At 40.9% G+C, this 13,553-nt stretch carries 12 protein-coding genes; 4 read left to right on the forward strand and 8 right to left on the reverse strand.

Going from position 1 to position 13,553, the window contains the following annotated elements:
- Nucleotides 1–24: 24 nt before the first annotated feature.
- The 8 genes from ptsP to QOL44_RS10585 all read right to left on the reverse strand — a co-directional run bounded on the left by ptsP (nucleotide 25) and on the right by QOL44_RS10585 (nucleotide 8,063).
- Nucleotides 25–1,788, reverse strand: coding sequence for a phosphoenolpyruvate--protein phosphotransferase (ptsP, locus tag QOL44_RS10550; RefSeq protein WP_009061661.1), 1,764 nt, complete (start codon nucleotides 1,786–1,788; stop codon nucleotides 25–27).
- Nucleotides 1,789–1,832: 44 nt separating this feature from the next.
- Nucleotides 1,833–2,150, reverse strand: coding sequence for an HPr family phosphocarrier protein (locus QOL44_RS10555; protein WP_009061663.1), 318 nt, complete (start codon nucleotides 2,148–2,150; stop codon nucleotides 1,833–1,835).
- Nucleotides 2,151–3,131: an HPr(Ser) kinase/phosphatase gene (hprK, locus tag QOL44_RS10560; RefSeq protein WP_009061665.1), complete on the reverse strand. Its 981-nt coding sequence runs from the start codon at nucleotides 3,129–3,131 to the stop codon at nucleotides 2,151–2,153.
- Nucleotides 3,132–3,183: 52 nt separating this feature from the next.
- A complete protein-coding gene (locus QOL44_RS10565; RefSeq protein ID WP_009061667.1) occupies nucleotides 3,184–4,293 on the reverse strand; it encodes an anthranilate synthase component I family protein in 1,110 nt (369 codons plus the stop codon).
- 100 nt (nucleotides 4,294–4,393) lie between these two features.
- Nucleotides 4,394–5,554, reverse strand: a complete 1,161-nt coding sequence (gene dnaJ / locus QOL44_RS10570; protein WP_009061670.1) for a molecular chaperone DnaJ — start codon at nucleotides 5,552–5,554, stop codon at nucleotides 4,394–4,396.
- Nucleotides 5,555–5,640: 86 nt separating this feature from the next.
- Nucleotides 5,641–6,270: a nucleotide exchange factor GrpE gene (locus tag QOL44_RS10575; RefSeq protein WP_134373075.1), complete on the reverse strand. Its 630-nt coding sequence runs from the start codon at nucleotides 6,268–6,270 to the stop codon at nucleotides 5,641–5,643.
- Nucleotides 6,271–6,304: 34 nt separating this feature from the next.
- The gene (locus tag QOL44_RS10580; RefSeq protein WP_009061674.1) at nucleotides 6,305–7,546 is read right to left on the reverse strand and encodes a PP2C family protein-serine/threonine phosphatase; all 1,242 of its coding nucleotides are present in this window, start codon (nucleotides 7,544–7,546) and stop codon (nucleotides 6,305–6,307) included.
- A complete protein-coding gene (locus QOL44_RS10585; RefSeq protein WP_009061676.1) occupies nucleotides 7,536–8,063 on the reverse strand; it encodes an STAS domain-containing protein in 528 nt (175 codons plus the stop codon). The genes QOL44_RS10580 and QOL44_RS10585 overlap by 11 nt, the downstream gene beginning before the upstream one ends.
- A gap of 206 nt (nucleotides 8,064–8,269) precedes the next feature.
- Here QOL44_RS10585 and QOL44_RS10590 point away from each other — a divergent pair, with 206 nt between their 5' ends.
- From QOL44_RS10590 to trmFO, 4 genes are all read left to right on the forward strand, one after another.
- Entirely contained in the window at nucleotides 8,270–9,064 is a 795-nt protein-coding gene (locus QOL44_RS10590; protein WP_009061679.1) for an MBL fold metallo-hydrolase, read from the forward strand.
- A gap of 62 nt (nucleotides 9,065–9,126) precedes the next feature.
- Nucleotides 9,127–9,933 carry a TatD family hydrolase gene (locus QOL44_RS10595; protein ID WP_009061681.1) on the forward strand — a complete coding sequence of 269 codons (807 nt, stop codon included), beginning with the start codon at nucleotides 9,127–9,129 and terminating at the stop codon, nucleotides 9,931–9,933.
- Between the two features lie 21 nt (nucleotides 9,934–9,954).
- Nucleotides 9,955–11,721 (forward strand): dihydroxy-acid dehydratase, encoded by a 1,767-nt coding sequence (ilvD, locus tag QOL44_RS10600; protein WP_009061683.1) that lies wholly within the window; start codon nucleotides 9,955–9,957, stop codon nucleotides 11,719–11,721.
- Between the two features lie 444 nt (nucleotides 11,722–12,165).
- Nucleotides 12,166–13,503, forward strand: coding sequence for a methylenetetrahydrofolate--tRNA-(uracil(54)-C(5))-methyltransferase (FADH(2)-oxidizing) TrmFO (gene trmFO / locus QOL44_RS10605; protein ID WP_009061685.1), 1,338 nt, complete (start codon nucleotides 12,166–12,168; stop codon nucleotides 13,501–13,503).
- Nucleotides 13,504–13,553 lie beyond the last annotated feature (50 nt).

The raw sequence follows: 13,553 nt of genomic DNA on the forward strand, positions 1-13,553 counted from the left end.
TTCCAGATTCAGAGATCTTCTGCGCTACTGTTCAAAAAAACAGGAGGGCAAATAAGACTGAGCAATCATTTTTAAAATTTCAAATGTCTCTTTAGAGGTTTTTGCCTCCCATAGTGGAGATAGACTATTTTTTATTTTATCAACATCCAAAAAACGAATCGCTTTTTTCGTTCTTGGAATAAAAACAGAACCCATACTAAGTCGATGGATCCCTACTGCAAGAAAAAATGGTAAGAGGTAGAGATCACTTGATATTTCCCCACAGATTCCAATCGGAATATTTCTTCGATGAGCCGCCTCTGCAGCCATGCGAATCAAAAGTAGCACGGATGGATGAAAAGGTTGGTATAAATATTCAACATTATTATTCATCCTATCAACCGCTAGCGTATATTGAATGAGATCGTTGCTTCCAATGCTGAAAAAATCAACCGTTTGAGCAAGATGCTCTGCGATTAAACAGGAAGAAGGGGTCTCAATCATTACCCCACACTTGATCTCTCCAAAGGGTACCCCTTGATGAAAAAGTTCTTGTTTTGTTTGTTCAATCATTTCCTTGGCGGCAATAATTTCAGTAAGATCGGTTATCATTGGGAACATTACTGCGACATTTCCTTCGACAGCCGCTCGTAGGATCGAACGCAATTGCGTTTTAAACATTTCTTTTTCTTTCAAAGAAACACGAATACCCCTTGAACCTAGAACGGGATTTTCTTCCATCCATCGCCAAGGCAAATAGGAAACAATTTTATCGGCACCCAAATCCAGAGTTCTAATGACGACCTGATGAGGTTTAGCATGGACGGCAGCATTTCGGTAGGCTTCATATTGCTCTTCTTCTGATGGGGGATGGTTGGCCTTAAGAAACAGAAACTCTGTCCGATAAAGCCCAATGCCATCAGCACCACTTTTCGTCATCACAGGGATGTCCTCAGGAAATTCGATGTTAGCTGAAACATAAACTTTCTTTCCATCTAGTGATTCAGCAAGTTGGTGCAGGATTTTATGATCGGATAATTCTAAATAAGACGAAGGCAATGTTTTCTCTTTGATCATCGCTATTCTTTCTGGAGAAGGGTTAACTAAAAGGATTCCTTTGAAACCATCAATCAGTACCGTTTGTCCATTGATCACTTTATGTAAAATACCCTGAATGCCGACAATAGCAGGAATGCCTTGAGACCTAGCTAGAATAACCGCATGGGAAGTTCTGCTCCTATCTTCGGTAACAATTCCAGAGACGTGTCGGAGATCTAAAGAAACCAGATCAGAAAGCATAAGAAAATCAGCAATCAAAATCCTTGGAGAATCAAGGATTTGTAGGGAACCTTCTTCTCCTTTTAGTTTTTTTAAAACTCTTTTTGCGACATCCCGAATTTCAATCGCTCTTTCCCTTAAATATTCATCTTCTCCAACCTTATTCAGTCCAGCAATAAATGACCTGATGATGTTTTGATAGACTGCCTCCACACAAACAAGATCACGCTCCAGTTTTTCTTTGACAGCCTGCAAAATCATATCATCTTCAAGAGCCAAAATCTGAACATCAAAAAGACTTTCTTCTACAGTTAATCCCATGCCACACAGCGAGGCCTTCGCCTTTAACAGATCTTCTTTTGTCTGCAGAATCGCTTTTTCAAACTTCTCAAGCTCGCTACGAATTTCGTGAGGTTCTATTTTTCTTTCCCTAATAATTTCATGCTCTTCTTGAAGGATTAAAGCAGATCCAAAGGATAATCCAGGAGAAGCAGGGCACCCTTCTAATAATGTTTCTTTAAATTCCTCCATATTAGCGCTGCATTTATACTTTAAAACGTTTGCTCGCTAACCTCTTATTGATTTTCTCCAAACTTATTATTCACGAGATTGACCAGTGCTTCAACAGCCTGTTGTGCGTCAGGGCCAACAGCTGTAATCTTAAGCTTAGAACCCATACTAGCTGCCAACAACATCACCCCCATGATACTTTTCCCATTGACTTCTTCGCCATCCTTCTCCACTTTGATGTCTGACTCATAGCGGTTAGCTATCTTTACAAACATGGCCGCAGGCCTTGCATGAATGCCTAGTTTGTTTTGAACAAGTACTTCACGCACTACAGGAGAAAAGCTCGTTTTTTCAGAATCCGATTCTTTCGCTTCAGGTTCCATTTAGCCCTTCCTATGGTTCCTTCCAGTGATTTTAATTAATTTTTCGTTGAATTCGGCTGCCGCATTGTATCCCATCGATCTTAATTTCTGATCCAGTGCAGCCACCTCTACAAGGGTCGCCAAATCTCTTCCCGGTCTTATGGGAATGGTGACATGCGGAACACGAATATTGAATATCTCATAATAATCTTGCTCTAGGTGTACCCTTTCAATTTCCTCTCCTTTCTCCCATTCTTTAAGAGTCGCTACCATATCCAATTTTTTTTCCGGCCGAATCGCTCGCAAACCAAAAAGAGTGGTTACATCGATGATTCCTATCCCCCTTACCTCCATATGAAAACGACTGATATCTGGAGCCTTAGCCACTAATTCTCTACCCTCCAAACAATAAATTGTTGTAACATCATCGGCAACCAAAGAATATCCTCTTTCTACCAATGAAAGGACGCATTCGCTTTTCCCAATACCACTTGGACCTTTTATAAGCACTCCAATCCCCTGAATATCTACCATGCTGCCCTGTTCATTGGTTCGAGGAGCAAAATCCATTTCCAAACAGATGGTCACGGTGTTGATTAACCGCATCGTATGAAGTTGTGAGACAAAAAGAGGGACCCCTAACTCCTCGGCTTGTTTAACGATGAAGGAGGGAGGAGTCATTCCACGGGAAAGAATTAGACAAGGAATCTTTTTTAAAAAAAGCTGTCTTATCCGTTCTTCAGATTCTGCAATGGGAAGACTTTTCAGATAAGACATCTCTCCCCATCCAATAATCTGGACCCTTTGCTTAGGAAAATATCTTAAATAACCGGAAAGCTGTAAACCCGGGCGATTAATTGATCCTTCTCTAATTAACCGATTAAAACCCTTTTTGCCTGCCACCAGGGATAAATGAAGCAACTCGCCATGCTGTTTGTAGAATTCGCCAATAGTTATTTTTGGAATGCATTTGGCCGTAAAATTGTTTTTTTGAACTTTCATGAAAAAATCAGGAAAGGCTTCTTATAAGCATCAAAATTATTTTAAAAAATCATTATTTCAAACAATTCTCAAGAGCACTTTTTATAAAAATTGCTTTTTGTTCCGTTTCTTCATATTCGGCATAAGGATCTGAATCGTAAGTAATGCCACTGCCGACATGAAAAGTTGCTACTCCCTTTTCAATCACCACAAGCCTTATAGCCATCGTAAAAGCAGCCTCTTGGGGCATAAAATAACCAATGGCTCCTGAATACAGACCTCGAGGATTGGGTTCCAATTCTTTGATAATTTCTATCGCTCGTTTTTTAGGGGTACCCGTCACCGAACCTCCTGGAAAGTTAGATAAGAAAGCATCGATCATATCGTAAGCTGAGGAAAGGATCCCCTCAATGGTACAATGCATGTGATAGAGATGCGGGTGAGCCGTAATTCGCCACAGCTGGCTAACCTTCACCGTTCCATAATGACAAACTTTTCCAAAATCATTTCTCACCAGATCCGTTATCATTAACAACTCCGCTTTTTCTTTCTCACTTTGAACAAGGTCCAAAAGATTTTTTCTGTTCGAAACCCTATCGCCGTTTCGCGGCCTTGTCCCTTTGATAGGTTTGCTTGTCATCCTTTTACCATTGATTTGTAAAAACAGCTCTGGACTTGCACAGACTAGCGTTTGTGGAGCATCATCCAAATAACAAATTCCTCCTAGTCCTTTGCCTTCATGAAGAAAAAAAGCAAGCACCGACAAAGGGTCTGCTTCCCACTGACAAGAAATTTGTCTTGCTAAATTAATGACGTAGATATCACCAGCGGCAATATACTCTTTTGCTTTTGTAACCATTGAAGCATATCCCTGAGGTCCTATATTAGAAACGAAAGCGGGGCGAATAAAGGCAGATGCTTTTGATTTTTTTTTGCTTTTTAAAAAAGCAGAGAGCTTGAAACGATCCTTAAACAAAGAAAGGCATGGGTAAAAGCCAAACCAGAAATTCCCTTCGAAGCCTACATAACCAACTAATCCTAGCTGTTCTTTTTTTATTTTACTTAATTCTTTAAGAACGGATTTAACTTCACCCCAATCTTCCTGATCCCCACTAAGAGTAAAAAGGGGCTTCTCTCCATAATAAAAGCCTCGATCCTCATTCCAAGTTGGAACAACCACCATATTCCATATGCTCTTTTAGCTTTCTGTTCTGACCGCAGGGGAGAAGAATCAATAGTCACCAAGAAAAGAACAGCCCTAAGCGATCTCTTATTCTAAAGGATTATGAAGACCTAAAGAATCTCTTGGCTTTCTCAAAAAAACTTTCCTGTTGAGGATGTGTTTTCTGGTCACATGCCGCTGCGAAAGCCTCCAATAAAGATCGTTGTGTCGGTGTAAGATGTGTTGGCACCTCTACATGAACTTTTACTAACAGATCGCCAATCCCATGCCCATGAATATCCGCAATGCCTTTGTGACGAAGCCTGAAAATCTTCCCACTTTGTGTTCCAGGTGGAATTCTAAGAATTTCGTGTCCAGTCAAAGTAGGCACACTTATTTCTCCTCCTAAGGCTGCTTGAGCAAAGCTTATCGGCATCTCACACAACAAATCGTTGCCTTGGCGACTAAAGAGTTCATGAGGCATAACATGAATGACCACATAAAGATCCCCTGGTGGTGCCCCTGCAATGCCAGATTCTCCATGACCAGAGAGCCTTAACCGATACCCTTCGTCAATCCCTGGAGGAATTTTGACCTTGAGCTGAGCAGTTTGTTTGATCCTTCCTTCGCCATGACAGCGCAGACAGGGTTTCTCGATGATAGCTCCAGCTCCATGACAACGAGGACAAGTTTGCGCAATGGTAAAAAATCCTTTAGAAGATCTTATTTGACCGCTTCCCGAACAGACTGGACAACTAATCATTCCCGAACCTGGGGCATACCCCCTCCCCTCACAACCCGGACAAGTATCCAGTTTTGTAAAGGTTATTTCCTTTTCACAACCTAACGCAGCTTCTTCAAAACTGATTTTTAAATCACATCGCAGATCTGCCCCTCTTTGCTGCTTACCTCGCTTTCCTCCTACACCTACGCCAAAAGCCTCCTCAAAAAGGCTTCCAAACAGACTATCTCCAAAAAATGTTCCCGAGCCAAAGACCTCTTTGAAAATTTCGAAAGGATCGTGGAATCCAGCGGGTCCAGCAGCCCTTTGATCAAAAGCTGCATGACCAAATTGATCATAAGCAGCCCTTTTTTCTGGATCGCTTAACACCTCATAGGCTTCACTTATATCTTTAAAGAGTTCTTCAGCCTGCTTGTTTCCAGGGTTTTTATCCGGATGATACTTGAGGGCTAATTTTCTATAAGCCTTCTTAATTTCTTCAGTCGATGCCCCTCTTTCCACACCAAGAAGTTCGTAATAATCTTTTTTAATCTTCGCCATCCTCACTCTTCTCTATTACTGATTTTTTTCAAAAATATTATACAAAATACCCTAAAATCCAATGTATGCCGACAGACTCAGCAAAATTAATCACTAGTCTTTTTGCCTTCTTGGGCAGGAACTTCCTCCTTAGATTCGGCAGAAACTTCCCCCTTAGAAGGAGCCATCGGTTTTTTAGCGACATAGACAGCAGCAGCTCTTAACAGCCTACCCTTGTACATATAGCCTTTTCTAAGCTGACTTGCAACATGTCCTTCTTCTACCTCATCGGTTTCAACAAATCCTAGGGACTCATGAAAATGCGGATCGAATGGTTTACCTAAAGCTTCAATAGGTTCGACTCCTTCTTCTTTTAATATCTGTAAAAACTGAGACAAAACCATTTTGATTCCCGTGAGAATTGAATTAATATCCGATGCCTTTTGGGAAGATTGAATACCAATTTCAAAATTGTCTATGACAGGCAAAAGGGACTGAAAAATTTGTGTATTTGCATGCTTTATGGCCTCGTCCTTTTCTTTTGAAATTCTTTTCCGTGCATTATCCCAATCAGCTAGAGTCCTCAGTAGTTTTTCATGCATTTCATCAGTCTGTTGAGCTTTTTGCTTCCACTCTGAGAGCAGTCGGGAGCTAACTACAACAAAGGCGGCATTGTCCATTGATTCAACAGCTGGTTCAACCCTTTGCTGTCCTTCTTTCATATTTGTCTCTGCCATAGCGTTCATAATTGCATATTCTCCCTTTCTTTCACTAATTTTTTGAAAGGGCCAGGAGGGTCACATCGTCAAAGGGAGCCGTTTCTTTACAAAACAGTTTCAGTTGCTCAACAATCGCACTTAACACAATATCAGGATCTTTTTCAGACATCTCTTGAACTATTTTTTCTGCCCTTTCTCGACCAAAAAAGGCTCCTTCTTTATTGACCGCTTCGACAAGTCCATCTGTAAATAAAAGCAAAAAATCACCGCTTTGCAATTTTAGCTCCTGCTCCTTAACCATTTTGTTGAATATTTTACCTTCGTCAATCCCTAAACAAATACCAGGCAGATCGATTTTTTCTATTTTGCCCTTGCGACAAAAAATGGGCATTTCATGACCGGCCCTGGCCATGGTTACTGTATTAAGTTTTTCATCTATAAAAAGATAAATTAAGGAAATAATGGTTTTCCCACAAATTTCTGGATAAAGAACTTCATTAAGTCTACAGAGAATCTCCAATGGCGATCTGATATGATCCACAAGAGAACGAATTGCTGTTCGGCACATGCCACTTATTAAAAGGGAAGACAAGCCTTTAGTAGCCACATCGCTTAACACAAGGGCACAGTGATAATCATCTATCCTGATTGAATCATAAAAATCTCCATTAAACCGAGAAGAAGGTATGGATCTGGCAGAAACTTTAAAACCCTTCAAGGAGTTTTCTATGTTGGGAAGCCATCCTTTTTGAATTTCCCCAAAGAACCTGATCGTATCCTCTTTTAATTCACGCTGTAGACTATGATTTTCTAGGAAAAAAAAGATTTGGTTTATCATCATAGCTATGACTTTTTTTAGCCACTCTTCATCGCCTTCTTCCTTCAGCTCGGCATAAAAGTATCCAATTGATATTCCATTTTTTTCTATGTTGGAAAAAAGCGTGTCCTTTACCTCTTTTTTTGTTGTCTGCCTTTTTAAATTTGCCTTCAATTTTTCTAGGGAAATGTCCCCTAATTGATAACAAGATTCCAATAAAGCTCTTTCAGGCATGTTTTCGAGCCGCAACACCAAGCCTTTGGCCGAGATCAATTTCATAACTAGTTCCAATAGGCTCTGGATATCTTCTGAAAGTGCTTTTTGAGAAGAGAGACTCTTTATGTACTGAATAAAACTCTGATTGTATTCTTCGCTTTTTGTCAAATTGAGTTGCAACGATTTTCCCAGCAGTTTTTCATATATCCATAACCCCATCACAAGGGCAAGAATGGAAATAAGAATAATACTACTGAACATCTTCTTTAGATGCAGACTTTCCTACCTCTTCTTTCAAGTAATCAACAAGATCTTGAAATTTCGTTTTGTTCCGTGGATCCAAATGGATCAAAAGCTCATGGGCTTCCAACATTGTTAGTGGCGTATCTTCTTTCCGGAGAGAATGGTTGTCAAAAGGAGCAATGTGATCAGCAAAGGGAGTATTATCCCATTGCATCAAAATCTTAAATATCTTATCCAATCCAAGAGTTGCAATCGAATCCAAATTCTTTTTGCTAACATTGACAATTTTCAACTCACCCATGATTTGGTTAAACTTGATATGAATTCCCGCCAATGTCCCTAAAAATGTACTGTCCATGTAGGTGCATCCTTGAAGATCAACAATGAGCCGTCGAATGCCACTACTTAACAATTGATTGTAAAACAATCTTAAAGAGTTGCATTTATCAAAAGAGCCCCAACCGACTACCTTAATATAGCCGCAATCTTTTGTTAAAGCATAATAGAGCGAGCCATTACCAACATGAGGAATCATATCTAGTTTATCTTTCTAAAAATAAAATTTTCTTATATTTTAATTTAATATAAATAAAATTCATTACCATTCCTATTTCACCAATGCAATCTCCTTTTAAATTCTTTTTTTCTCCTCCTTTATTGCTACTAAAATGGCTGATAGTTTTTACTTTACGACGGGTCTGTCTCTTGTTCAAAGAGAACAGTTGATACATTTTTTTTGTTATGCCTTCAACATTGTTAAGACCAAAAGCTATTGTTCTTGGCTCAGGGACTTCTCAAGGGGTTCCAATGATCGGATGCAGATGCGCCACCTGCCTATCGACAGATCCAAGAGATAAACGCACACGCTCCTCCCTTTATCTCACCGATGGCATCAGTTCGATTCTCATCGACACTACTCCCGAACTCCGTCTCCAATGTCTCAGAGAGAATATCCAAAACGTCCATGGTATTCTTTTTACCCATCAGCATGCCGATCATATTATGGGATTTGATGATTTGAGAAGATTTTGTGATATCATTGGCACTAAACTTCCTATTTATGCTTCTGAAGAGGTCATAGCTACATTAAAAAGAATCTTTCCCTATGCTTTTGATCCTTCGCTAGAAAAAAACGGCTATCTCAGAGTCATTCCCCATATTATTGAGGGAACTTTCCAAATTGGTAGATTCACCATCCATCCACTTCCCTTACCACACGGCAAAATAACCACCTTGGGCTTTCTCTTTGAACAGGAGAAGAAAAAAATACTGGCTTATCTTGTCGATTGTAAAACTATACCTCAAACAATTATCGAACGGCTTTTGGATGTCGAAGTTCTTATTATCGATGCTCTAAGAGACGAACCTCATCCCACCCACCTATGTACTTCAGAAGCCATAACAATGGCTCAACGCATTGGCGCCAAAAAAACTTATTTTACCCACCTAACGCATCATAAATCCCACAAAGAGAGGCAAGCCTGCTTGCCCCCAAAAATTTACGTAGCTTATGATGGACTTGAAATTGATCTTTAAAACTCATTTAATCATTAGGAAATAGTTTTTCTAGAGAACAACCAACAAGACCCTCTAATTTTATGTTTATTGAAACGCATGCTCATCTTGATTTTCCACAATTTTCAAAAGATTTGGAAGCTGTCATTCAGCGGGCAATAGATAGTGGCATTGAAAAAATCATTACCATTGGAACTAATCTTCAAAGTTCAAGAAAGGCTTTAAGCATTGCCGAGAAAATTCCAGCAGTTTGGGCTGCCGTTGGCATCCATCCGCTGGAAGCCCATAAAAGAGCTCAGCCTTTTGAAAAGGACCTTTCTGATCTTTTGGACCATCCCAAAATCGTAGCCATAGGTGAAACGGGACTCGATTTTCACAAGTTTGATCCATCCTTGTCTCCAGCAGAAATTGAAGAGCAGAAAAAAATACAACAAGAGTTTTTTTTAAGTCAATTAGAACTGGCTAAAGAAGCCAAACTTAATGTCATCATTCACCAAAGGGCAGCTTTCAATGAAACCCTCTCTTTGTTATCTCCCTATCAAGGTGTCTTAAGGGGAGTATTCCACTGTTTTGTTGGGACTTCCCAAGAAGCCAGCCTTCTTTTTAGTCAAAGCCACCTTGTTTCTTTTACAGGAATTATAACTTTCCCAAATGCTCAGGCCCTTAGGCAAACAGTTTTAGAAATACCTCTTGAAAATATGATGCTGGAAACAGACTGTCCATTTCTTGCTCCCGTACCTTATAGGGGTAAGCGGTCTGAGCCTTCTCATGTGCGGATCATTGCTGATGAAATCGCCAAAATAAAAAAAATATCCCTCGAAGAAGTAGCTTCCCAGACCACCCGTACGGCAAGTGAATTTTTTGCTTTTCAAAACTCTAAAAGAAACTGAAGGTTATTAAAAAAAATTGTAATGCCTATGAATGCTTCGAACCATTCTCCTTTATCTTCAACTGCCTCAATAACAGAAGAGACCCAAGGGTCATCGCAAGACGTTAAAAAATCCCTCCACAGAGCCTATTCGTCTGCAATTTTTGATGGTGTTGTTCGGTCTCCCAATCGGTCTATGTTCTATCCGCTGGGATTTTCCTCATCAGACATGGCTCAAAAAGATCTCATTGGGATAGCCTCCACCTGGAGTCAACTAACCCCATGCAACATGCATATTGACAAGCTTGCTAGAGAAGCAGCATCAGGAGCCACTGAAGCTGGGGGGAAAACTCTGATATTCAATACGATTACTATCTCTGATGGGATTTCCATGGGGACTGCTGGGATGAAATATTCCCTTGTTTCAAGGGAAGTAATTGCTGATTCCATAGAAACGGTCGTTTGTTGTGAAGGGATGGATGGCATCGTAACCATTGGAGGTTGCGATAAGAATATGCCAGGATGCTTGATCGCTATTGCCCGATTAAACAGGCCCGCTGTCTTCGTTTATGGAGGCACAATACTCCCAGGGTGTTATAAAGGAGAGAACATCGACATTATTTCGGTTTTTGAAGCCGTAGGTTCTTTTTCTCAAGGAAAGCTCTCCAAAGAAGAGCTGCTTGCAATTGAACAACATGCCATTCCAGGTCCTGGTTCCTGCGGGGGGATGTACACAGCAAACACTATGGCTTGCGCTATCGAAGCAATGGGGATGTCCCTTCCAAATAGTTCTACACACCCAGCTGTTTCGCTTGAGAAAATCGAGGATGCTAGGCGCGCCGGCAGAGCAGTATTACAGATGATCAATCAGGGGATAAGACCAAGAGACATATTAACCAAAAAAGCTTTTGAAAATGCCATCACTGTTGTTATTGCTCTAGGCGGGTCAACGAATGCCGTCCTTCACCTCCTGGCTATTGCCCATGCTGCTGAAGTTGAACTGAGTCTTGAAGACTTTGACCGCATTGGACAGAAAGTCCCTGTCCTAGCCGATCTTAAGCCTTCAGGAAAACATTCCGTTGCCGATCTCTCTCAGATTGGAGGTTTAACTCCATTATTGAAAAGGTTACTGGACAAAGGACTCCTTCATGGCGACTGTTTGACTGTGACTGGAAAGAGTCTTGCTCAAAACCTTGAAAATGTTGCGGACTATCCGCCTTTTCAAACTATCATTCATGACTTTTCAAATCCGATTAAAAAGGATAGTCATCTAGTCATTCTACGGGGTAATCTGGCCCCAGAGGGAGCTGTGGCGAAAATAACAGGAATGGAAGGAAAGACCTTTACGGGCATTGCCCGGCCTTTTGATTCTGAAGAACAGGCTTTGGAAAAAATACTCGATGGGACGATTAAAAAAGGAGATGTTGTTGTCATTCGTTATGAAGGGCCCAAGGGGGGGCCAGGAATGAGAGAAATGCTTGCTCCTACATCCGCTATTATGGGCAGAGGGCTGGGGAAGGAGGTGGCATTAATTACTGATGGAAGATTTTCTGGAGGCACCCACGGCTTTGTGGTTGGCCATATTTGTCCTGAAGCAGCTATTGGGGGCCCTATTGCTCTTGTGGAAGAAGGAGACCACATTACTATCGATACAGAAAAAAAAGAAATTACCCTGCATGTTACTCCAGAAATCCTTCAAAAGAGACAATCCAAATGGACGTCTCCCCCCTTAAAGTGCCGCGGAGTCTTATATAAGTTTGCCAAAACAGTAAGCCAAGCCAATTTAGGAGCTGTTACCGATTTGTTGTAGTTTATTCGATGAACTGCCCTTTTACGAGTGAACGCCGGGAAAGCCCACACTTTTAAGAGTGGGATGAGAGGCGGCTTCATTAAGTTGCAAATTTCTAATGGTTGTGGTATAACATTTGGCCGTAGGGCTGGACCGGTCCGAACTAACGCCTCTGGAGAAGGAGACCGCTGCACGGATACTGGGGAGTAACCCTGCTATTCGTGTAAGTTTCCTTCGGTGAAAGAGGAATCCCACTCTTATAAAGGTGGGAGGAGGTCACTGGGAAGCCTGAAGCCAATCACTCCCACAATATGAACTCTAAAACCCTTGTGCCGTATTTCTACTTGTAAGCTCTTTTAGTCTATTCTCCTTACAAATCTTCTTTGATGGTAAAGCTAATGAAAATAATCTGAGGTAGAGGAAAATCATTAACTTTTTTCTAGCCGAGTGTATTTTTCTTTTAGAATGAAATTTTGCTCAGCTAAAGGCATTGTAGTCATTGGAGGAGGGCTTGCAGGATCCGAAGCAGCATGGCAGATTGCTCAACGAGGGATACCTGTTTTTCTTTATGAAATGCGGCCTTTTATACCAACAGGAGCCCATTCTGGAAGCAATCTTGCTGAAATTGTCTGCAGTAATTCTTTTGGTTCCAATCTACTGAGCAATGCTTCTGGACTATTGCTTCAAGAATTGAGAATTCTAGACTCTTTGCTTATTTCCATTGCTGATAGTTGCTCGGTTCCAGCAGGAAAATCTCTTGCCGTAGACAGAGAAAGATTTTCTCAAATGGTTACGCAAAACATTTTAAAAGAGCCCAATATTACTTTAATAAGAGAAGAGGTAGTAGATTTAGTATTCGATTCGATTTGTATCATAGCAACAGGCCCTTTGACTAGCCCTCGTCTTGCAGCAAGACTGGAAGCGTTGACCCAATCCAATTCCCTTTATTTTTATGATGCCTTATGTCCAATTGTCGATGCTAGCTCCATTGATTTTAGCTCTGCTTTTAAAGCTTCTCGGTACATGGACCCTGCAAATTCTGGTGATTATGTTAACTGCCCCCTTACAAAAGAGCAGTATTTAGAGTTAAGTCGAGAACTAGCCAATGCAGAAAGAATCAACCTGCATGATTTTGAAAAAGAACTCTATTTTGAAGGCTGTCTGCCGATTGAGATCATGGCTAAAAGAGGAGAAGATACCCTTAGATTTGGCCCTCTTCGGCCTACGGGTCTGATCGATCCAAAGACAAACAAAAGGCCCTATGCCGTCGTCCAGCTACGACAAGACAATTTGGCAGCTTCTCTTTACAACATGGTTGGTTTCCAAACCAATCTTACTTACAAAGAACAAGATAGAATTTTTAGGATGATCCCTGCATTAAAAAATGCCGAATTTATTCGTTATGGCCAATTACACCGTAACACCTTTATTAATGCCCCCAAGCTGCTGCTCCCCACTCTTCAGTTCAAGGACAATCCACTTTTATTTTTTGCAGGCCAACTCGCTGGCTTCGAAGGGTATGCAGCTAACATTGCTAGTGGATTAGTGGCAGGAATAAATGCCTCAAGGCTTTTTCAAGGGAAAGAACCTATTATTTTCCCAAGACAAACAATGATCGGCGAACTCCTCTGGTATATCTGTCATGCTGATCCGCTGCATTTTCAACCGATGAAAGCCAATTTCGGATTGTTCGATCTGACCTTAGAAAAGAATCTACCTAGAGACAAAGCTGCTAGAAACCTTTTTTTAAGTCAAAGAAGCCTAAGCAATATAGAAGCCTTCGTTCGGACTATCCTTGCCTAATTTTTTTCAATCGATGTTGCTTAGAAAAAAAAATCCCCTCGCTGCCGTGT

The sequence above is a fragment of the Candidatus Methylacidiphilum fumarolicum genome (genome assembly GCF_949774925.1).
GTDB classification, from domain to species: Bacteria; Verrucomicrobiota; Verrucomicrobiia; order Methylacidiphilales; family Methylacidiphilaceae; genus Methylacidiphilum; species Methylacidiphilum fumarolicum.